Below are 20,206 nucleotides of genomic sequence, written 5' to 3' on the forward strand. Positions count from 1 at the left end.
GGGACTCAGTCCCTCTGCACTCCCGTTCGTTTTATCGGACCGTGCCTGCGGCCCTTTTCTCGAACCGGGGGGGGCGCAGGGCCGGGCCCTGCAAGGGCACGCACGTCCCGGAACGAAAGGGAGGTGCAGGAGGGGCAAGCCCCTCCTGCAATAATTCCCTGAAAAAAAATCACCCCCCGGAAAGCCGTTGCGGGCGGCTTCTCCTGTGCCCGTTGCCACAGGCTCTGGAGAAACCGCCCGCGGGCGTGACGAAAGGGAAGCGGGGCTCTGTCGCCAGACCCCCGCCGTGTCTCAGAGCGTGCGCTCGCGCTGCTCGATCTCGTAGGCTTCGATGATGTCGCCCACCTTGATGTCCTGGAAGTTCTCGAGCGTGACGCCGCACTCCAGGCCGGCGCGAACCTCGTTGACGTCGTCCTTGAAGCGGCGCAGCGACGAGAGCGCGCCGTTGTAGACGATGACGTCGTCGCGCAGGATGCGCGCCTTGAGGTTGCGGCGCAGGGTGCCTTCGCGGACGATGAGACCGGCGGCCTTGCCTGCCTTGCCCGCGGAGAACACCTCGCGGACCTCGGCGCGGCCCACCACGTTCTCCACCATCTCCGGACCCAGCTGACCGGCCATGGCGGCCTTCATGTCATCGATCAGGTCGTAGATGATGTCGTAGTACTTCAGCACCACGCCGTCGCGCTCGGCCACTTCGCGGGCCTTGGCGTTGGCGCGGACGTTGAAGCCGACGATCGGCGCGTTGGAGGCCTTGGCCAGCGTCACGTCGGACTCGGTGATGCCGCCCACGGCCGCGTGCAGCACGCGGGTCTTGATCTCGTCGGTCGAAAGCTTGGCGATGGCGGCCGAGATGGCTTCCACCGAGCCGTGCACGTCGGCCTTGATGACCACCGGGAATTCCTGGGTCTTGTTGGCCTTGAGGGCCGAGAACATGGACTCCAGGGTGGTGGGGGCGACGGCCTGGCGCTTGCGCTGGGCGAGGGTGGCGCGATACTCGGCCACTTCGCGGGCGCGGGCTTCGTTCTCGACGACCGAGAAGCTGTCGCCAGCCCCCGGCACGCCGGAGATGCCCAGCACCTCCACCGGCTGGCTCGGGCCGGCCTGCTTCACCTGGCGGCCCTTGTCATCGACCAGCGCGCGGACCTTGCCCCATTCGGCGCCGACCACGAAGATGTCGCCCACCTTCAGGGTGCCGCGCTTGACGAGCACGGTGGCCACGGGGCCGCGGCCCTTGTCCAGCTTGGCCTCGATCACGGTGCCTTCCGCCGAGCGGTCCGGGTTGGCCTTCAGCTCCAGCAGTTCGGCCTGGAGCAGGATCTTCTCGGTCAGCTCGTCGAGGCCCAGCTTCTTGAGGGCCGACACCTCCACATCCTGCACGTCGCCGCCGAAGGCTTCGACCTGCACGTTGTGGTTCAGCAGCATCTCGCGCACCTTGTTGGGGTTCGCGGCCGGCTTGTCGATCTTGTTGATCGCCACGATCATCGGCACGCCGGCGGCCTTGGTGTGGTTGATGGCCTCGATGGTCTGCGGCATCAGGCCGTCATCGGCCGCCACCACCAGGATGACGATGTCCGTGACGTTGGCGCCGCGGGCGCGCATCTCGGTGAAGGCCTCGTGGCCCGGCGTATCGAGGAAGGTGATCTTCTCGCCGTTCTTGAGGGTCACCTGATAGGCGCCGATGTGCTGGGTGATGCCGCCGGCTTCGCCCGCCACCACGTCGGTGCCGCGCAGGGCATCGAGCAGCGAGGTCTTGCCGTGGTCGACGTGGCCCATGATGGTCACCACCGGCGGACGCGGCTTCAGCGACTCCGGCGCATCCTCGCCGCCGGTCAGGCCGATTTCCACGTCGGATTCCGCCACGCGCTTCACCGTGTGGCCGAACTCGGTCACGATCAGCTCGGCGGTGTCCTGGTCGATGGACTGGTTGAGGGTGGCCACCACGCCCATCTTGAACAGGGCTTTGATCACGTCCGAGCCGCGCTCGGCCATACGGTTGGCCAGTTCCTGAACGGTGATGGTCTCCGGCACTACGACTTCGCGCACCTGCTTGGTGGCAGGGCCCTGCATCATGTGGGCGCGCTTTTCCTTCTCGCGGGCGCGCTTCAGCGCGGCGAGCGAGCGGACGCGGACCGAGTCCTCATCTTCCAGCGCGCGCACCACAGTGAGCTTGCCGGACTGGCGGCGCTCGTCACCACGGGTGCGGGCGACCTTGGGCGCCTCGGGCTTGCGCTTGACCGGACCGGCGGGGCCGCGACGGACCTCCTCCTCGTCGTCCGCGATCAGCGGGCGCTTGCCGGGGCGCTCGGCCGCAGCGGCCGGCGCGGCGCGCTCGGCAGCGGCCGGCTTCGGCTGGGCGGCCTTGCGCTTGGCTTCCTCTTCCTTGCGCCGGGCTTCCTCGGCGGCGAGGCGGGCCGCCTCTTCCTCGGCGCGGCGCTTGGCCTCGCGGGCTTCCCGCTCGGCCTGGAGCGCGGCCTCGCGCTCCGCCTCGGCGCGGCGGCGCTGTTCCTCAAGGGCGCGCATGCGCTCCTCTTCGGCCTGACGCAGGGCGGCCTGCACCCGTTCCTGACGGGTCAGGCGGTCCAGGTCGGAGATCGGGCCTCCGCTGCCCCGGCGCTGCGGCTGGCCGCCGCGCGCCTGTCCCTGGCGGCCATCGCGGCCGCCGCGGCCGCCTTGCGGCTGGCCGGTGCGGGCATCGCCGCGGGCCTCGCGGCCCTGGGGCTGCGCGGGCTTGGTCGTGGCCGGAGCGGCCGCTGCCGGCGCGGCAGGTTCAGCAGGCGCGGCAGCCGGTTCGGGCGCCCTGGCCGTCTCGACGGCCGGTGCGGGCTCGGGGGCAGGGGCGGGTTCGGGCGCGGCCGGCGCCACCGGGGCCTGCTCGGCGACCGGCGCGGCTTCGACCACGGGCTCCGGCGCGGGGGCAGGTGCCGCCTCGGCCACCGGCTCGGGCTCGGGAGCCGGTGCAGGCGCAGGAGCGGGTTCCGGCTGAGCGGCGGGCTCAGGCTGGGTGACCGCGGGCACCGCGGGCGCCGTGGTCACGATGTCCTGTTCCTCGTGTTGCTCGTCCTCACCCGGCCGCTTCAGCACGCGGCGCTTCTTCACCTCGACCATGACGGTCTTGGAGCGCCCGTGGCTAAAGCTCTGCTTGACCTTGCCGGCTTCAATTGTTTTCTTGATGCCCAGCGGTGGCCGCGAGCCTAGGGTGAGTTTCTTATCGTCAGTCATCCACGAACCGTCCCAATTTCCGAGCCCGGAAATTCAACAAAAGCACACCAGCGGCGCGCGTCTTCCAAGATACGACGTGCGGCCCCCGAGTCAGTGACCGCAGCGTGTACCACATTTTCACGACCCAACGCCAAGCTCAATTCGGCCCTGGCAACGGGTAATCGCAGCATATGACCATCAGGCCGGATCTGGCGCAGGGCGCTGCCCAGCTTGGCGGCCCCATCATGGGCTGCGTCGCCTGCATGCACCAGAGCATATACGCGCCCGGTGCGAATGGCACTGAGAATCCGATCGAACCCGAAGGTCAGGTTTCCGGCCCGATTCTCAAGGCCCAGGCGGGAGAGGCAGCGCCGCTCCAACCCGAGACGAATCTGCTCGGGCAGGTCGTCCGCCACCTCGAGCGTGCGCGCATCCACGCGCAGGGTGCGCGCTGCCAGCCCCTTCAGCTTGCCCTTGGCGAGGGCGGCTTCCAGGGCCGGGCGATTGGGGCTGATCCACGCCCCGCGGCCGCCCAGCTTGGCGGCCAGGTCAGGTACCAGCTCACCATCGGGGCCGAGCGCCAGGCGGATCAGGCCCGCCCGGTCCCTGCTTTCACCGGTGAGAAGGCAGCGCCTCTCGGAGATGAGCTCGTCCTCAGTTCTGGTCACTCGTATCCCCGGCTTCGTCCTCGAACCAGTGGGCGCGCGCCGCCATGATGACCGCGTTGCCCTCCTCCTCGCTGAGGCCGAAATCCTTCAGGATGCCGTCCCGCTTCGAGATCAGCTCGTCGGTGGCCAGATCGGCCAGATCGTCGAGCGTCTTGATGCCGGCCTTGCCCAGCGCCACGAGCATCGGCTCGGTGAGGCCCGGCAGCGCGGCCAGTTCGTCGGTCACGCCAAGCTGGCGGCGCTCCTCGCGCGCCTTCTCGGCGCGGCGCTCCAGCGCTTCCTGGGCGCGGCTTTGCAGCTCCTGAGCCACGTCCTCGTCGAGGCCCTCGATCTCGGCCAGATCCTCGATCTCGACGTAGGCCACTTCCTCCAGCTCGGTGAAGCCTTCGGCCACCAGCAGCTGGGCGAGAGTCTCGTCCACGTCCAGCTCGTTGATGAACATCTCGGAGCGTTCCTTGAATTCCTTCTGGCGGCGCTCCGACTCCTCGGCCTCGGTCAGGATGTCGATGGTCCAGCCGGTGAGCTGGCTGGCCAGACGCACGTTCTGGCCGCGCCGGCCGATGGCCAGGCTCAGCTGGTCGTCCGGCACCACCACCTCGATGCGGCGGTCCTCCTCGTCCAGCACCACCTTGGTCACTTCCGCCGGCTGCAGCGCGTTCACGATGAACGTGGCCGGATCCGGCGACCAGGGGATGATGTCGATCTTCTCGCCCTGCAGCTCCTGCACCACCGCCTGGACGCGGCTGCCCTTCATGCCGACGCAGGCGCCGACCGGGTCGATGGAGCTGTCGTTGGAGATGACGCCGATCTTGGCGCGCGAGCCCGGGTCGCGGGCCACGGCCTTGATCTCGATGACGCCGTCATAGATCTCCGGCACTTCCTGGGCGAACAGCTTGCGCATGAAGTCGCCGTGAGCGCGGGAGAGGAAGATCTGCGGGCCGCGGTTCTCGCGGCGCACGTTGGCGATGTAGGCGCGCACGCGGTCACCCACGCGCAGCGTCTCGCGCGGGATCTGCTGGTCGCGGCGGATGACGCCCTCGGCCCGGCCGAGATCGACGACCACATGGCCGAACTCGACGCGCTTGACCACGCCGGTGATGATCTCGCCCACGCGATCCTTGTATTCATTGTACTGGCGCTCGCGCTCGGCGTCGCGCACCTTCTGCACGATCACCTGCTTGGCGGTCTGGGCAGCGATGCGGCCGAAGTCCAGCGGCGGCAGCGGGTCGGCGATGAAGTCGCCCACCTGCGCGCCCTCCTTGCGGGACTGGGCGTCGACCACCGAAATCTGCTTGAACAGGTCCTCGGGCTGCTCGACCACCTCGACGACGCGCCACAGGCGCATGTCGCCGGTGCGCGGATCGATCTTGGCGCGAATGTCGTTTTCCGAACCGTAGCGGGCGCGAGCGGCACGCTGGATCGCCTCTTCCATCGCCTCGAGCACGACACTCTTGTCGATGCCCTTCTCGCGCGCCACGGCGTCGGCAATGGCAAGCAGTTCCATCTTGTTGGCGCTGACAGCGGTAGCCATGTTGTCCTCGCGTTTCCTAGTTGTCGTCGGTCTCTAGGGTGTCATCAGTGTCGTCGTTGGCGGTTCGGGCGGCAGCGTCGTGCGCGGCGCCGTTGCGGCGGCCGTCAGGCCTTGCTGCCCTGTTCCTTTTCCCGTCTGCCTTCTTCGGGTTTTTCCTTGCGTCCCGGGCCTCGCGTGCGGCGGCATCCGCCTCGGCGCGCCATTCGGGTGTGGTGGCCTCGATCAGCGCATCGGTCAGCACCAGCTTGGCGGTATCCACCTCGCTCAGGGGAATGCGCGCGGTGCCGGTCTCCGTTTCGATCAGCACGTCCTGGTCCTCAAGGCCGAGCAGCGTGCCGGAAAAACGCTTGCGTCCCCCAACCGGTGCCTTGGCATTGACGCGGGCCAGGTGGCCAGCCCAGTTCACGAAATCCTTCGGCCGGGTGAGCGGCCGGTCGATGCCGGGGGAGGAGACCTCCAGGTTGTATTCGCCCGGGATCGGGTCCACCTCGTCCAGCATCTGGGAAAGGGCGCGGCTGATCTCGGCGCAATCCTCGATCACCAGCTGGCCGGTCTCGGGGCGTTCGGCCATCACCTGAAGGGTGGCACGCCGCTCGCCGCCGCCGAACGTGATGCGCACCAGCTCGTAGCCCATCTTCGTGAGGATGGGTTCGATCAGGTCGCGCAGGCGTTCAATATTGGCCAAATCCGTTTCCCGTACAGCGAAAGGCAAAACCCCGGGGTTGCCGCCCCAGCCCCTGTGGCGACTTCCTCAAGGGTTCACCATGTGGAAGATCACAAGGGATATAAGCCGAATTGGCGAGAAAGACAAGCCACGCCTGAACATGCGCCCCAATGGCATGATTCGGCGGTCTGTACAGGGGATTGGAGGGTCAATTTTTTTTCGCATGAGGGGAAAATGGTTTCTCCCCGCGACCCCCTTTTCGCTTTTTCCGGGCCGTGCCCCGCCCCGTCCGGCCGTCAGGGGCGCAGGTAGCGGAAGTACCAGATCGGCCGCCCTTCGGATTCGGCCCACTGGCCGTAGCGGGTGGCGGGCCAGTCGTCCGGCCGGGTTTCCCAGTCGGCGGGCGTCTCGGCAGTCCACTGGAAGTCGTCGCGCCGGTTCATCTGCATCACCGCCCAGCGCATGTAGACCGGGTGGTCGGTGGCGAGGCGGAACTCCCCGCCGGGGCGAAGCTTGCGGGCGACCACATCAAGGGGGCCCGGGTTCACGAACCGCCGCTTGGCATGGCGGGCCTTGGGCCAGGGGTCGGGGTGCAGCAGGAACACGCGCCCGAGGCTGGCGTCGGGCAGGCGCTCCAGCACCTCCAGCGCGTCGCCCATGTGCAGGCGGATGTTGGGCAGCTGCTTCTCGTCAATATGGTTGAGCGCGCCGACAACGCCGGTCTGGAACGGCTCGCAGCCGATGAAGCCGATGTCCGGGTGGCGGGCAGCGAGGGTGGCCATGTGCTCGCCCTTGCCGAAGCCCACCTCCAGCCACACGTCCGTCACCGGCCGGTCGAACAGGGCGGCCGGGTCCAGCGTCTGCCCCCCGGGCGGCAGCGGCACGGCGACCCGCGGCAGCAACTCCTCCACCAGCTGCTGCTGGCGGTTGCGCAGCTTGAAGCCTTTGCGCCGCCCGTAAAGGCGACGGAGGGTGGTCGGGTCCTGGGTCATGGCCTGCCTGCCGTTGTCTCGCATTCCGTTCACTGTCCGGGCGCGCCCGGCTCCGGCGGCGCCTTGTAGCGCATCGGCCGGAAAGTGACACCCGGTTTAGGGGGAATCGCGCGGTTTTTGCAGGAGGGACTTGGTCCCTCCTGCACCTCCCGATCTCCTTTCGGGACGTGCGCGCGGACAGGGGCGCGGCCCTCTGAACGAACGGGAGCGCGAGGGACGGAGTCCCTCGCATCCATTCTCCTACCGGACAGCCGCCTTCAGGGCGTCCACCAGGTCGGTGCGCTCCCAGGAGAAGCCGCCGTCCGCGTCCGGGGTGCGGCCGAAGTGGCCGTAGGCGGCGGTGCGTTCGTAGATCGGCCGGTTCAGCCCCAGGTGGGTGCGGATGCCCTTGGGGCGCAGGTCCATGAGGGTGGGCAGCACCTGTTCCAGCTTTTCCTCGGCCACCCGGCCGGTGCCGTGCAGGTTGACGTAGAACGACAGCGGCTCGGCGACGCCGATGGCGTAGGAGATCTGCACCGTGCACTGCCGGGCCAGCCCCGCCGCCACCACGTTCTTGGCGAGATAGCGGCAGGCGTAGGCGGCCGAGCGGTCCACCTTGGTCGGGTCCTTGCCGGAGAAGGCGCCGCCGCCGTGGGGCGCGGCTCCGCCGTAGGTGTCCACGATGATCTTGCGGCCGGTCAGGCCCGCGTCGCCGTCCGGCCCGCCGATCTCGAACAGGCCCGTCGGGTTGACGTAGATGCCCGCGTCCTCCGGCATCCAGCCCTCGGGCAGAACCCCGGCGGCCACGTCCTTCACGTAGGCGCGCAGCTTCTTCTGGTCGTAACCGGCAGCGTGCTGGGTGGAGACCACCAGCTTGGTGGCGCGCACTGGGCGGCCGTCCTCATAGGCGAGGGTGATCTGGCTCTTGGCGTCCGGCTCGAGGAACGGCGCGCGGCCGGAATGGCGCTCCTCGGCCAGCTTCTCCAGAATCCGGTGGGCATAGAACAGGGTGGCGGGCATGCAGGCCGGGGTCTCGTCGCAGGCGTAGCCGAACATGATGCCCTGGTCGCCCGCGCCCTCGTCCTTGCCGTTGGCCTCGTCTTCGTCCACGCCCTGGGCGATGTGGGCGGACTGCTCGTGCAGGTGGCAGGCGAATTCCGCCGTCTGCCAGTGGAAGCCGTCCTGCGCGTAGCCGATGCGGCGCACCACGTTGCGGGCCGCCTGTTCCAGCTCGGCTTCGGTCACGGGAACCGCCGACCGCACCTCACCCGCCAGGATGATCCGGTTGGTGGTCACCAGCGTCTCGCAGGCAACGCGGGCGACGGGGTCCTTCGAAAGGTACAGGTCAACGATGGCGTCGGAAATCTGGTCAGCCACCTTGTCCGGGTGACCTTCCGAAACGGACTCGCTGGTAAAGACGTAATTGGTACGGCCCACGCTAGAGATCCCTGGCTGAATATATCGTCGCTTGGCGGGTCATAACACAGCCCCTCCCAAACATCAAAGGCATATAAAGTTATGTTTATGTCTTTAAATTCATGGGTGGAGGGTCGTTGCGGGCACGGCAATGCCGCGCCGGGCCCGGGCCAGACGGCCGGGGCCTGCGGGACTCCGGGGCGGGGACGCCGCAGTCCGGCTGGTTATTCGGCGGCGAGGCGGATCGGGCGTCCGCCGTTGTCGCCGGTCTCCCCGGGGGTGAGGGAGCGCAGCAGGTCGAGGAAGCGGCGGCGCACCTGCGGGGTCAGGCGGTAGTAGTGGCGCAGCAGCTCGCCGGTCTCCTGGGAGGCAAGCTGGCTGGCGTCCGGCGCCGTGGCGGCGGCCGCCGCCGGCACGGCGTGCCCGTTGCCTGCGTTGTCTGCAACGGCCTCCGCCCCCTCGTAGAAGTAGCTGATCGGCACGCAGAGGATGCGGGAGAGCTCGAACAGGCGGCTGGCGCTGATGCGGTTGCTGCCGCGCTCGTACTTCTGCACCTGCTGGAAGGTAAGGCCCAGCGACTCGCCCAGCTGTTCCTGGGTGATGCCGAGCAGACGCCGCCGGGCGCGCAGGCGCGCCCCGACATGCACATCGACCGGATGGGGGGTATCAGACATCATGACCTGACCAGACGCTACAAGGTCGCTCACACGATCGTCCATTTGCCCTAGTCGGTGCGCCGGACGATCACCAGCCCCAGGCTGAGCAAAAACAGTCCAAAAATCAGCGGCACATCGCCGAAACGAGCATAAAGCGTGACGGGCCGCCGCGCGGGCAGTTCTCCGGTGACCACGCCCCGGGCTCCGAGGGGCAGGCTGGCCTTCAGCCGGCCCTGGGAGTCGATGATCGCCGAGATGCCGGTCGGGGTGGCGCGCACCACCGGCAGGCCTTCCTCGATGGCGCGCATGCGGGCGATGGCCAGATGCTGGTGGGGGCCGGAGGAGTGGCCGAACCAGGCGTCGTTGGAGATGTTCACCAGCCAGGCCGGGCGTTTTTCCTTGTCGACCACATTGCCCGGGAAGATCACCTCGTAGCAGATCAGCGGGCCGAAATCGGGAACGCCGGGCACGCTGAGGGTGCGCACGCCAGGGCCGGGCACGAAGTCGATGTCGCCGGGGGCCAGCCGGTCGAGGCCGAGCGGCGCCAGCAGGTGGCGCAGCGGCATGTATTCGCCGAAGGGTACCAGATGGGCCTTGTCGTAGTGTGCCTGAATCTCGCCGTCGGGCGTGAGGACGAACAGGCTGTTGCGCAGGGCGATCGGCGTGCCGTCAGCTTCGTACTCCACCCGGATGCCGCCGGTGATGAGCGCGCCCGGCGCCTCGATGTGGCGGCCCATCAGATAACGGGTGCTGGGTTCGTGCTCGATGAAGTTCTGGATGGCCGTCTCCGGCCAGATGACGATGCCGGGCCCATAGCGCCGGATGGCCGCGGCGGTCAGGTCCAGATGCGCCCACAGGTGCCGCCGCTCGGCGGCGGGGTTCCATTTTTCGTCCTGGCCGATGCCCGCCTGCACGATGTGGAGGAGGGGGCCCTTCTCGGTCTCCGGGGGGCGGTCGATGGCAAGCCGCGCCGTGCCCCAAAGCGTGAGGCCAAGCAGCAGCACCGCCGTGAAGCCTGCGAGGCGGCGCGCGCCGTTGGTGCGGTCGGCGAGAACGGCGATGGCGCCCCCGGTCAGCAGCATGACGAACGACAGGCCGTAGATGCCGACCACGGAGGCGGCCTGCGCCACCGGCAGCGCGGGCAGCCAGGCATTGCCCGCCAGATTCCACGGAAAGCCCGTGAGCACATGCCCGCGCACCCACTCGAACGCCACCCACACGAGGGCGAGCACGAGGGCGCGGCGCGCCCGCCCGGTCCAGAGGCGATGGGCGCTGGCGGCGGTCAAGGCGATGAACAGGGCGAAGCCGCCCACCAGCAGCAGCACGGCGGGCAGGCCGAGCGCGGGCGGCATGTTGCTCTGGTAGCGGAAGGCGATGGCGATCCAGTAGAGCCCCACGCCGAACTGGCCGAAGCCGAACAGCCAGCCCAGCGCCGCCGCCCGCCGGGTGGTCTGCGCCGTATCCAGCAGCCACAGCAGCACGGCCAGGCCCAGCGGCATGAGCAGGAACAGGTTCAGCGGCGCGAAGGCGAGGGCGCTCAGGGCGCCCGCCGCCAGGGCGACCGTGTTCTGGCGGCCTGCCGGCAGGGACCGAACCCGGTCAGCGGCTTGGGCGATGACAGTTTCGATGCGGCTTGGCACAGGCAAGGACAACACTCGAGCTGGAGTTCGGGCGGCAGCCCACGGAAGGGACGGGGATCAGGCGCGGCGGATCAGCAGGGCGGGCGCATGGGTCAGGCCTCGCCCTCCGCCTCGGACCCGGCGGGCGGATGCACCCGCACCCGGGTGATGCGCCGGGGCTCGCCGTCCACGATCTCGAACCGGTAGCCGGAGGGGTGCTCGATCACCTCGCCGATGGCGGGCACGCGCCCGGCCAGCACGAAGATGAGGCCGCCCACCGTGTCGATGTCGTTGTCGTCCTCCTCCGGCAGGAAGTCCGTGCCCAGTTCGGCTTCCAGCTCGGTCACGCCCAGCCGGGCGTCCACGTCGTAGCTGCCGCCGGGCAGCGGGCGGATGAGGCTGGCTTCGGTCTCGTCGTGTTCGTCCTCGATCTCGCCGACGATCTCCTCCACCAGGTCCTCGATGGTGACGAGGCCGTCGGTACCGCCGTACTCGTCCACCACGATGGCCATGTGGGTGCGGCTGGAGCGCATGCGCGCCAGCAGGTCGAGAATGCGCATGGAGGGCGGCACGAACAGCACCGAGCGCAGCAGCTGCTCCACCCGCGGCGGTCCCGTCTCCGAGGGCTGGACCAGATGGGCGTAGACGTCCTTCACGTGCACCATGCCGATGATGGCGTCGAGGCTGTCCCGGTAGACCGGCAGGCGCGAATGGCCCGCCTCCACGAACAGTCTGGCCAGTTCATCGAAGCTGCCCGCCGCATCGAAGGCGATGATGTCGGCTCGCGGCACGGCCACGTCGTCCACCCGCAGCTCGCCGTAGCTGAGCAGGTTGCGCAGCATGGTGCGCTCGGCGGCGGAGAGGTCGTCCTGCCCCGTATCGAACGCGTGTTCCTCGATCACGTCCTCCAGGCTCTGGCGCAGGGTGCCATCGCCGTGACGCTTCTGCAGGCGGTGGAGAAGACCGGTCAGCAGGCGGCTGACCACGTTACTTCCAGGGTCGGGAGAGGATGAATCAGTCATGGCCTATCGGGCCGTTGGCGTAAGGGTCGGGCAGCCCCATGCTGGCGAGGATGGAGCGCTCCAGCGATTCCATGGCTTCTGCCTCGTCGTCGGTTTCATGGTCATAGCCTAGCAAATGCAAGGTGCCGTGAACAATGAGATGTGTGACATGGGCCGCCAGCAGCTTGCCCTGCTCGCGGGCTTCGGCGGCGGTGGTCTCGTGGGCGATGACGATGTCGCCCAGCAGCAGCTCCTTGCCGAGGAAGCCGGGGGTCTCCAGCTCGTCCGGCTCCACCATGGGGAAGGAGAGCACGTTGGTCGGCTTGTCCTTGCCGCGATAGTCGCGGTTCAATTCGCGGATGGTCTCGTCGTCGACGAACCGCAGCGAGATCTCGACAGCCACATCCGGCCACTGGTCCAGCATGGCATAGGGGGTCGCGCGCACGGCGGCCTGCACGGCGCCGGCGGCCAGCGTGTCCCAGTCAAGCTCCGCCTCGTCCCAGGCGGGGGCTTCCACTTCGGCTTCAATTCTCAGCATGACGATCCGCGTCGTAAGCATCCACAATGCGCCCGACCAGCGGATGCCGGACCACTTCCTTCGGGTCGAAGCGCACCACGGCGATGCCCTCGATTCCTTCCAGCCGCGACACCGCGTCGGCAAGGCCCGACTTCTGCGGCGGCGGCAGGTCCACCTGGCTCGGGTCGCCGCAGATGACCATGCGGCAGCGGGTGCCGAAGCGGGTGAGGAACATCTTCATCTGCATCGGCGTGGTGTTCTGCGCCTCGTCCAGAATGACGAAGGCGTCCGAGAGGGTGCGCCCGCGCATGAACGCCAGCGGCGCCACCTCGATCTCGCCGGAGGCCAGACGGCGCTCCACCTGTTCGGGGGGCAGCATGTCGTTGAGTGCGTCGTAGAGGGGGCGCAGGTAGGGGTCCACCTTCTCGCGCATGTCGCCGGGCAGGAAGCCGAGCCGCTCGCCCGCCTCCACCGCCGGGCGGGAGAGGATGATGCGGTCAACGCTGCCGGTGATCAGCTCGTGCACGGCCTGCGCCACGGCGAGGTAGGTCTTGCCGGTGCCCGCCGGGCCGAGGGCGAAGATCATGTCGCTCTTGTGCAGGTGCTGCATGTAGCGCACCTGGGTCGGCGAGCGGGGCTGGATGGTCTTGCGCCGGGTGCGGATCTGGACGGGGGAGTCGCCGCCTGCGTCCGGCGACAGGCTGTTCTGCTGCATCAGCGTGTCGGACAGCGCCACGGCGGACTCCACGTCGGCCAGTTCGATCTCGCCGCCCTGCTGGAGCCGGTTGTAGAGGGTGATGAGCACATCCCGCGCACGGGCCGCCGCGTCCGGCTCGCCCTCGATGGTGAGCCGGTTGCCGCGTGCGGCGATGAACACGCCCAGCCGGTTTTCCAGCGCAATCAGATTCTGGTCGAACTCGCCGAACAGCGGCCCGAGCAGCCGCCCCTCCTCGAATTCCAGCTGAAGGCTGCCGTCGTTGCCGCCGTCGCTGGCGCGGGGGCCGTTGCGGTATGGTTTCTTGCCCATCAAGCCTCGCGTTTATGCTGCCGCAAGCCGGTCCGCCAGACCGCCTTCAAGGCTGTTGGCGCCCGCGCTGAGCAGCTTGCAGTGCACCAGATCGCCGATGGCGTGATCCGGTGCCAGAACATGAACCGCCTGCATCCAGGGAGAACGGCCCACCAGCTGGCCCGGGTGCTTGCCCTGGCGCTCGAACAGCACCGGCACGGTCTTGCCGACGCTGGCCTGGTTGAACTCCAGCTGGTGCTGGTTCAGCAGCGCCTGCAGGCGGGCGAGGCGGTCGGACTTCTCGTCCTCCGGCACCTGCTGTTCCATGTCGGCGGCGGGGGTGCCGGGGCGCGGCGAATATTTGAAGGAGTAGGCCTGCGCATAGCGCACCGCCTTCACCAGATCGAGCGTCGCCTGGAAGTCCTCCTCCGTCTCGCCGGGGAAGCCGACGATGAAATCGCCGGAGAGGGCGAGATCCGGCCGGGCGGCCTTCAGCCGTTCGATGAGCTTCAGGTAGCTCTCGGCGGTGTGCTTGCGGTTCATCGCCGCCAGGATCCGGTCCGAGCCCGCCTGCACCGGCAGGTGGAGGTAGGGCATCAGCTTCTCGATCTCGCCGTGGGCGGCGATCAGATCATCGGTCATGTCGCGCGGATGCGACGTGGTGTAGCGGATGCGCTTGAGACCGTCGATCCTGGCCAGGCGCCGCACGAGGCCGGCCAGCGTCACGTCCTGCCCCGCCGCATCGACGCCGTGATAGGCGTTCACGTTCTGGCCGAGCAGGGTGATCTCGACAACGCCGCTGTCAACGAGGGCGCGCACCTCGTCCTCGATGGCGGCGACGGGGCGCGAGACCTCCGCGCCGCGGGTGTAGGGCACCACGCAGAAGGTGCAGAACTTGTCGCAGCCCTCCTGCGCCGTCACGAACGCCGCCGGGCCGTTCACGCCGCGCTTCTTCGGCAGCTGGTCGAACTTGGCCTCGGCGGGGAAGTCGGTGTCGAGCACGCGGGCGGCCTGGCCGCGCGTCTGCGCCTCGCGGGCCTTCGCCAGCATCTCGGGCAGGCGGTGATAGGTCTGCGGGCCGAACACCATGTTGACGGCGGGCGCGCGGCGCATGATCTCCGGCCCTTCGGCCTGGGCGACGCACCCGGCCACGGCGATCAGCGTCTCGCCGCCCTGGGCCCGGCGGGCGTTGGCGGCCTGGCGCAGGCGGCCCACCTCCGAATAGACCTTCTCGGCGGCCTTTTCGCGGATATGGCAGGTGTTGAGGATGACCAGGTCGGCCTCGTCCGCGTTTTCGGTCGGCGTGTAGCCCTCGTTCCCGAGCAGTTCGCTCATGCGCTCGGAGTCATACACGTTCATCTGGCAGCCGAAGGTCTTGATGAGGAACTTCTTGCTGCCGGGGGAGGTGGAATTCGTCACCGAAAATGCTCGCTCTTAACTGTGCGTCGAACGCCAGCGACTGTCGCTTCGTTCCCGTGGCCGTCTGTCGTTGGTAGATAGCCCAATGTGGGCCGTCGCTCAATGCGGTGGAGTCGGCCGCCGCCGGGGCCGGCCGGGCGCTTCATCCTACAACTCGCCCCGGTTGGCGCGGATCAGCCCGGCGGAGACCACCTGCTCGCAGTGGCGGGCCAGCGCCTTGCGGTCGGGGAAGTCCGAGCGCAGCACCGGTTCGTGGAACTGGATCACCGCGCGGATGTGCCCCAGCCCCAGCAGCTCCCACACGTGCGGGGCCAGCTCCATGTCGCCGATCCAGGCCACCTTGTGGCGCATGGAGCGCAGCATGGGCAGGCCGTTGATGTGGGTGTAGGCCAGCGTCACCGGCTGCACCGTCACGCCGAGGCCGTCCGCCTCCGCGATGGCGAACAGGGAGGACTTGAACGGCTTCACCGTGCGCCCCGAGGTGCTGGTGCCTTCGGGGAACAGGATGATGCTGTGGCCCGCCGCCATGCGCTCGGCGATGATGTTGGACTGCTCGCGCGAGCGGGTGCGCCGCTCCCGCTCCACATAGATGGTCCGTTGCAGGTCGGAGAGCCGGGTGACCATGCCCCACTGGCCCACCTCCGCCTTGGCGACGAAGCTGCCGAGGATGTGCGAGCCCAGCACCGGGATGTCCACCCACGAGATGTGGTTGGAGACATAAAGGGTGGACGGGCGCTCCACCGGCGTGCCGATCACGTCGATGTGCATGCCGATGGCGCGGCAGAACAGCCGATGGAAGGCGCGCGGAATGCGCGGCGCGGCGTCCGGGCGCAGACGCAGGCTCAGGGCCTGGGCCGGGCCGCACACGGCAAGGCCAAGCGCCGCCTGGGCGAGGGCGCGGATGGCCCGCCAGTCCCGGTCGAACGTCTCCGAGAAGGGGTTGAGTAAAGGGGCGGTGCCCATAGATCCTGCCTGACGCAAACCCGGATGCAGCGCCTCTTGTCGGGCGCTGCTTGCCGTCTCTCTATGTCATTTCGGGCAGAATGGCCATGCCGTGCGGCGGCATGGCCGAATGCGGGGGCGGGTGGGGGTGCAGACGCAGACGCAGATCCAGACGCAGACGCGAATGCAGACGCAACTCGTCAGCCGTTGCCGTGCTTCTGCGAATCGATCCGCACGCCATAAAGCTCCATCCGGTGATCCATCAGCCGGTAGCCCAGCCGTTCGGCGATGCGCTTCTGCAACTCCTCGATCTCCGGGTCGTGGAACTCGACCACGTCGCCGGATTCCAGGTCGATCAGGTGGTCGTGATGCGCGTCGGGCACGGGCTCGTAGCGCGAGCGGCCGTCGCGGAAATCATGCCGCTCCAGAATGCCCGCCTCCTCGAACAGGCGCACAGTGCGGTAGACCGTGGCGATGGAGATCCGCTTGTCGATGGCCGTGGCGCGGCGGTACACTTCCTCCACATCGGGGTGATCGTCCGCCTCGCCCAGAACACGGGCGATGACCCGGCGCTGGTCCGTCATCCGCATGCCGCGCTCAATGCAAAGCGCTTCAATGTCGATGTGCTGTCCCATGGCCGGTACTCCTCAGCTAGAAGTGGAAGACTAAAGCGAGAAGAAGGTCCTCGCAAGGGTGCAGGGCCCTCTCGAGTCGTGCGGGGAAAGCACAACTCTGGCCCTGTAATGCGAAGACCTTCCGAAAAGGCAAGCCTGGCGCAAGGCGCCAGGCCATTTTAATACTTGGGAATTACTCGATCAGGCCCGCTTTTTGCGGCGGGTGCCCAGACCGATCTTTTTCGCCAACTGGCGGCGCTGGTTGGCGTAATTGGGCGCAACCATCGGATAGTCGGCCGGCAGGTTCCACTTGGCGCGGTACTGCTCCGGCGTCATGTTGTAGTGCGTCATCAGGTGACGCTTCAGCATTTTCAGCTTTTTGCCGTCTTCCAGGCAAATGATGTAGTCCGGCTTGACGGACGAGCGCACTGAAACGGCAGGTTCCTGCTTGGTTTCAACCTTGACGGGGGCACTCCCCAACCGGGAGAGCGCATTGTAAACGTTCTCGATGAGGTTGGGCAGGTCAGAAACGGCAACGGTGTTATTGGCCACGTGCGAAGAAACAATATCTGCCGTCAGCGTCAGCAAATCGTCGCCAGTGCCTGGATGTTCGCTCATGGGATCTTTTCCCCTTACAAAGCGCGATTGTTCAAACTCAATTAGCACCCCTCACACGGTGCGTATGTTCTGTTTTGAAGAAAAAGACAAGGGGGTCTGTAAAAGTTTTTCCGCCCTTTAACTTTTATATGGACTATAGGGGTAAATGCATCGTTAGGGCATCGAGCAGTTCGCCCTTATCTGAGCGGTAATAGCCGGGTCGGCGGCCCACGACTTCAAATCCTCTCGATTTATAAAGCGCCGTTGCGACAGTATTACCATCCCGCACCTCAAGGTACATGTGGCGTGCGCCCGCACCCCTGCACCGGGCGATGGCGTGGTCCAGCAGCCGGCCGCCGAGGCCTTTCCCGCGCTGGGAGGGCAGAACGGCGATGAGCAGCAGCTCGGCCTCGTCCAGCACCTGGCGGGCAAGGGCGAAGGCGACCGGGCTGTCGTCGCCCGGCCCGGCGCGCACGATGGCGGCCTCGGTGCCCGGGATGGAAAGGGCCGCGAGCACCTGCTCCGACGACCAGCGCTCGCCGTAGCGCGGGTCGAAGCTGGCGGTCATCAGCGCTTCCAGCAGAGCTGCGTCGATCCGGTCCGGTGTGAGGAGGCAGACCATGGGGAGTGTTCCGGGGCTGGCGTTCAGCCGGCGGCGGGCGGCAGGGCCCCGCCGGGCAGGCGGGCATCGTGCGGCCGCACGTAGAGGGCCTGGGGCGCGCGGGCGAAGCCCGGCAGGCGCGACAGCCGCGCCACGTGGGCGGCGCGGGTCCATTCGGGCGGCGCGGCGGCGAGGGTCTGGTTGCTCGCTTCGCTCACCAGCGCCGCGCCCGAGCCGACGGCAAGGCAGCAGCCGTGTGCGCGGGCGAGGGCGGCGGCCTCTGCGGGCGTCAGGGCCTCCGGCTCGCCGAGGGCCTCCGGCGCTTCGCCCGTCAGGCCGAAGACCTGGGCATAAACCTGCCCCCGGCTGGCGTCGATGGCGGCGAGGAGCGGCGTGCCTTCACGCCGTGCGGCGGTCTCGTCCAGCCCGGCCAGCGCAAGGGCGGCGAGCGAGGAGACGCCGTGGCAGGGCACGCCCCAGGCCAGTGCGAAGGCGCGGGCGGCGGCCAGCCCCACCCGAATGCCGGTGAAGCTGCCGGGCCCGAGCGCCACCGCAACGGTGGCGATGCGATCCGGCCCCACGCCGGCGTCCGCCAGCAGCGCGCCCACCATGGGCACCAGCCGTTCGGCATGGCCCCGAGCGATCAGCTCGAAGCGCTCGCACAGAAGGGTGCCATCGGTGCCAACCAGCGCGGCGGAGCAGCCCGACAGGGCGGTATCGAGGCCGAGGATGAGGGGGGCCATGGTCATGACGGGTGTCCGGCGGCTTTCCTGTGGCTTAGAGAATCTTGCAGGCGTCCTCGAAGGAGAGGCGGGGCAGGCGGGGCTCCAGGGCGGTATCGTCGCCGTAACCCAGCGCGCAGAGGAAGTTGGTCCTGACAGTGGTGCCGGCGAAGAAGGCGGCGTCCACCTTCTCGTGATTGAAGCCGGACATGGGGCAGCAATCCAGCCCCAGCGCCCGGGCCGCCAGGATGAGGTAGGCACCCTGAAGCGACGAATTGCGGAAGGCGGTCGCCTCGGCCAGCGCCGGATTGCCGGCGAACATATCGCGGGCGTCGGGCATGTTCGGGAACAGCTCCGGCAGCTTTTCGTAGAAGGCTGTGTCCTCGCCGATGATGGCGACCGCGCCCGCGGTCCTGACCCTCTCCCCGTTGCTGGAGCTGACGCAGCCGGCGAGCGTGTCGAGGGCCTGCCGGCTGTGGGCGAACACGATCCGCGCCGGGCTGCAATTCATGGAGGTGGGCGCCAGGCGGGTCAGCTCGTAGATCGCGCGCAGCTGCACGTCGGTGACCGGCTTGTCCAGCCAGGCCCGCGGCGTGCGGGCAAGGCGGAAGAGGGTGTCGAGGCTGTGGTCGCTGATGATCTCGGCCATGGCTGCGGTTCCTCCCGAAAGTCGACGCCAAGTCGCACATCAAATCGCAAAAAAACTTGCGCCCGTATTGGGACGGACACGGGCGCAAGTAAAGCATTTAGCCTGATCTTTTGACCGGGCGTTCAGACCGCGCGAACTTCGGTGACTTCCGGCACATAGTGCCGCAACAGCGATTCGATGCCGTTCTTCAGGGTCATGGTCGAAGACGGGCAGCCGGAGCAGGCGCCCTGCATCCGCAGGTAGACGACGCCCTCGCGGAAGCCCCGGTAAATAATGTCGCCGCCGTCCCGCGCCACGGCGGGGCGCACGCGGGTGTCGATCAGCTCGCGGATCTGGGCGATGATGTCCGCATCGGCGGGATCGTCGCCTTCGGGCAGGTCGCCGGCCTCCTCCTGGTCGAACATCAGCGGCGCGCCGCTGGTGAAGTGCTGCATGATGATGCTGAGGATCTGCGGCTTCAGCTCCGCCCAGTCGGCCGAGCCTTCCGCCTTGGTGACGGCGATGAAATCGGTACCGAAGAACACGCCGGTCACGTCGCTCAGCGCGAACAGGGCCGAGGCCAGCGGCGAACGCTCCGCCGTTTCGGGGTCGGGGAAATCCACCGTGCCGTTGGCGCTCACGGTGCGCCCCGGCAGAAACTTCAGGGTTGCCGGATTGGGCGTGCGCTCGGTCTGAATGAACATCGTGCAAAACTCCTCGTCTCGCGCCGGATGTGGCGATCTGGCCGGGGTGCGTCAAGGGAGGCGGGCGAAGCGCCGCAGTTCGGGCGGGCATTCTGCCTCCCCGGCCCCCTCTGTCATCCGTCTCTCCGGTGCGTGTCAGTCGATCGTCTCGCGCGGATAGACGCCCCAGATCTCGTTGCGGCGGATCCAGCCGGTGCGCCCCCCCATGTTGAGCTGGCACCAGTCTTCCTCGCACAGCACGATCTTGGCGACGACGCCCGGCTCCACCCGCCACACGGCCGCCGAGTTGGTATCGGGCCGAGCGTAGAGGGTGCGGACCTGAGCGGTCACGTAGGCCGTGCGCTCGCTGGAGAGCAAGTGGCGGTTCACCCAGCCTTCGACGCCGTCCACGTCGCGGATGCGCCGCCAGATGCCGTACTCCTGAATGACCTCCACCGGCAGGCCGCGCCGCTTGTAGACCCAGGTAATGGGGTAGCGCCGGTCCGGCCCGGTGCGCAGGTTCACCTCGTTGGCGCCCAGCGACACGAAGCGGGGCAGCGGCAGGCCGGTCTCGCTGGCCTTGGTGTCGTCCTTGCCGCGTGCGACGGCCGGGGCCGCCGTCACGGCAAGCCCCGCTCCAAGCCCGATCCCGAGCGCGAGCGTCAGAGCCGGCAGCGCGGCGGACAAGCGGGAAGCAAGGCCGAGGGTGAGGCGGGAAAGGTTTGGCCGTTTGAACATTGCGTGGTCACCTGT

20 protein-coding genes are annotated in these 20,206 nt (G+C 68.1%); all 20 read right to left on the reverse strand.

What is annotated here, in order from left to right:
- Positions 1 to 291 precede the first annotated feature (291 nt).
- The 20 genes from infB to ACSJJU_RS05460 all read right to left on the reverse strand — a co-directional run bounded on the left by infB (position 292) and on the right by ACSJJU_RS05460 (position 20,191).
- Positions 292 to 3,219: a translation initiation factor IF-2 gene (gene infB / locus ACSJJU_RS05365; RefSeq protein ID WP_435914189.1), complete on the reverse strand. Its 2,928-nt coding sequence runs from the start codon at positions 3,217 to 3,219 to the stop codon at positions 292 to 294.
- Positions 3,216 to 3,866, reverse strand: a complete 651-nt coding sequence (locus ACSJJU_RS05370; protein WP_435914190.1) for a DUF448 domain-containing protein — start codon at positions 3,864 to 3,866, stop codon at positions 3,216 to 3,218. Before ACSJJU_RS05370 ends, infB begins: the two co-directional genes overlap by 4 nt.
- Positions 3,853 to 5,397 carry a transcription termination factor NusA gene (nusA, locus tag ACSJJU_RS05375; protein ID WP_435914192.1) on the reverse strand — a complete coding sequence of 515 codons (1,545 nt, stop codon included), beginning with the start codon at positions 5,395 to 5,397 and terminating at the stop codon, positions 3,853 to 3,855. The genes ACSJJU_RS05370 and nusA overlap by 14 nt, the downstream gene beginning before the upstream one ends.
- Before the next feature lie 16 nt (positions 5,398 to 5,413).
- On the reverse strand, positions 5,414 to 6,082 hold the full coding sequence (rimP, locus tag ACSJJU_RS05380; protein WP_435914194.1) for a ribosome maturation factor RimP: 669 nt from the start codon (positions 6,080 to 6,082) through the stop codon (positions 5,414 to 5,416).
- Positions 6,083 to 6,357: 275 nt separating this feature from the next.
- Positions 6,358 to 7,053, reverse strand: a complete 696-nt coding sequence (gene trmB / locus ACSJJU_RS05385) for a tRNA (guanosine(46)-N7)-methyltransferase TrmB (RefSeq protein ID WP_435914196.1) — start codon at positions 7,051 to 7,053, stop codon at positions 6,358 to 6,360.
- Between the two features lie 240 nt (positions 7,054 to 7,293).
- Positions 7,294 to 8,469, reverse strand: coding sequence for a methionine adenosyltransferase (gene metK / locus ACSJJU_RS05390; RefSeq protein ID WP_435914197.1), 1,176 nt, complete (start codon positions 8,467 to 8,469; stop codon positions 7,294 to 7,296).
- Between the two features lie 203 nt (positions 8,470 to 8,672).
- Complete coding sequence (locus ACSJJU_RS05395) at positions 8,673 to 9,155, reverse strand: helix-turn-helix domain-containing protein (RefSeq protein WP_435914198.1); 483 nt, start codon at positions 9,153 to 9,155, stop codon at positions 8,673 to 8,675.
- Positions 9,156 to 9,172: 17 nt separating this feature from the next.
- Entirely contained in the window at positions 9,173 to 10,744 is a 1,572-nt protein-coding gene (gene lnt, locus ACSJJU_RS05400) for an apolipoprotein N-acyltransferase (protein ID WP_435914391.1), read from the reverse strand.
- A gap of 92 nt (positions 10,745 to 10,836) precedes the next feature.
- On the reverse strand, positions 10,837 to 11,745 hold the full coding sequence (locus tag ACSJJU_RS05405) for a hemolysin family protein (RefSeq protein WP_435914199.1): 909 nt from the start codon (positions 11,743 to 11,745) through the stop codon (positions 10,837 to 10,839).
- Positions 11,738 to 12,262, reverse strand: a complete 525-nt coding sequence (gene ybeY / locus ACSJJU_RS05410) for an rRNA maturation RNase YbeY (protein WP_435914200.1) — start codon at positions 12,260 to 12,262, stop codon at positions 11,738 to 11,740. Before ybeY ends, ACSJJU_RS05405 begins: the two co-directional genes overlap by 8 nt.
- Positions 12,249 to 13,268 carry a PhoH family protein gene (locus tag ACSJJU_RS05415; RefSeq protein WP_435914201.1) on the reverse strand — a complete coding sequence of 340 codons (1,020 nt, stop codon included), beginning with the start codon at positions 13,266 to 13,268 and terminating at the stop codon, positions 12,249 to 12,251. Before ACSJJU_RS05415 ends, ybeY begins: the two co-directional genes overlap by 14 nt.
- Before the next feature lie 12 nt (positions 13,269 to 13,280).
- Positions 13,281 to 14,666 (reverse strand): tRNA (N6-isopentenyl adenosine(37)-C2)-methylthiotransferase MiaB, encoded by a 1,386-nt coding sequence (gene miaB, locus ACSJJU_RS05420; protein ID WP_435914202.1) that lies wholly within the window; start codon positions 14,664 to 14,666, stop codon positions 13,281 to 13,283.
- A 147-nt stretch (positions 14,667 to 14,813) separates the two neighbouring features.
- The gene (locus tag ACSJJU_RS05425) at positions 14,814 to 15,629 is read right to left on the reverse strand and encodes a lysophospholipid acyltransferase family protein (protein ID WP_435914203.1); all 816 of its coding nucleotides are present in this window, start codon (positions 15,627 to 15,629) and stop codon (positions 14,814 to 14,816) included.
- A gap of 179 nt (positions 15,630 to 15,808) precedes the next feature.
- Positions 15,809 to 16,243: a Fur family transcriptional regulator gene (locus ACSJJU_RS05430; protein WP_435914204.1), complete on the reverse strand. Its 435-nt coding sequence runs from the start codon at positions 16,241 to 16,243 to the stop codon at positions 15,809 to 15,811.
- Between the two features lie 180 nt (positions 16,244 to 16,423).
- Positions 16,424 to 16,840: a MucR family transcriptional regulator gene (locus ACSJJU_RS05435; RefSeq protein ID WP_435914205.1), complete on the reverse strand. Its 417-nt coding sequence runs from the start codon at positions 16,838 to 16,840 to the stop codon at positions 16,424 to 16,426.
- A gap of 133 nt (positions 16,841 to 16,973) precedes the next feature.
- The gene (locus tag ACSJJU_RS05440) at positions 16,974 to 17,441 is read right to left on the reverse strand and encodes a GNAT family N-acetyltransferase (protein WP_435914206.1); all 468 of its coding nucleotides are present in this window, start codon (positions 17,439 to 17,441) and stop codon (positions 16,974 to 16,976) included.
- Positions 17,442 to 17,464: 23 nt separating this feature from the next.
- On the reverse strand, positions 17,465 to 18,169 hold the full coding sequence (tsaB, locus tag ACSJJU_RS05445) for a tRNA (adenosine(37)-N6)-threonylcarbamoyltransferase complex dimerization subunit type 1 TsaB (protein WP_435914207.1): 705 nt from the start codon (positions 18,167 to 18,169) through the stop codon (positions 17,465 to 17,467).
- A gap of 28 nt (positions 18,170 to 18,197) precedes the next feature.
- Positions 18,198 to 18,791, reverse strand: a complete 594-nt coding sequence (locus ACSJJU_RS05450) for a malonic semialdehyde reductase (RefSeq protein WP_435914208.1) — start codon at positions 18,789 to 18,791, stop codon at positions 18,198 to 18,200.
- Between the two features lie 122 nt (positions 18,792 to 18,913).
- A complete protein-coding gene (locus ACSJJU_RS05455) occupies positions 18,914 to 19,474 on the reverse strand; it encodes a NifU family protein (RefSeq protein WP_435914209.1) in 561 nt (186 codons plus the stop codon).
- A 135-nt stretch (positions 19,475 to 19,609) separates the two neighbouring features.
- On the reverse strand, positions 19,610 to 20,191 hold the full coding sequence (locus ACSJJU_RS05460) for an SH3 domain-containing protein (protein WP_435914210.1): 582 nt from the start codon (positions 20,189 to 20,191) through the stop codon (positions 19,610 to 19,612).
- Positions 20,192 to 20,206: the final 15 nt, after the last annotated feature.

The sequence above is a fragment of the Pedomonas sp. V897 genome (assembly GCF_051304405.1).
Classification (GTDB): Bacteria; Pseudomonadota; Alphaproteobacteria; order Sphingomonadales; family Sphingomonadaceae; genus Pedomonas.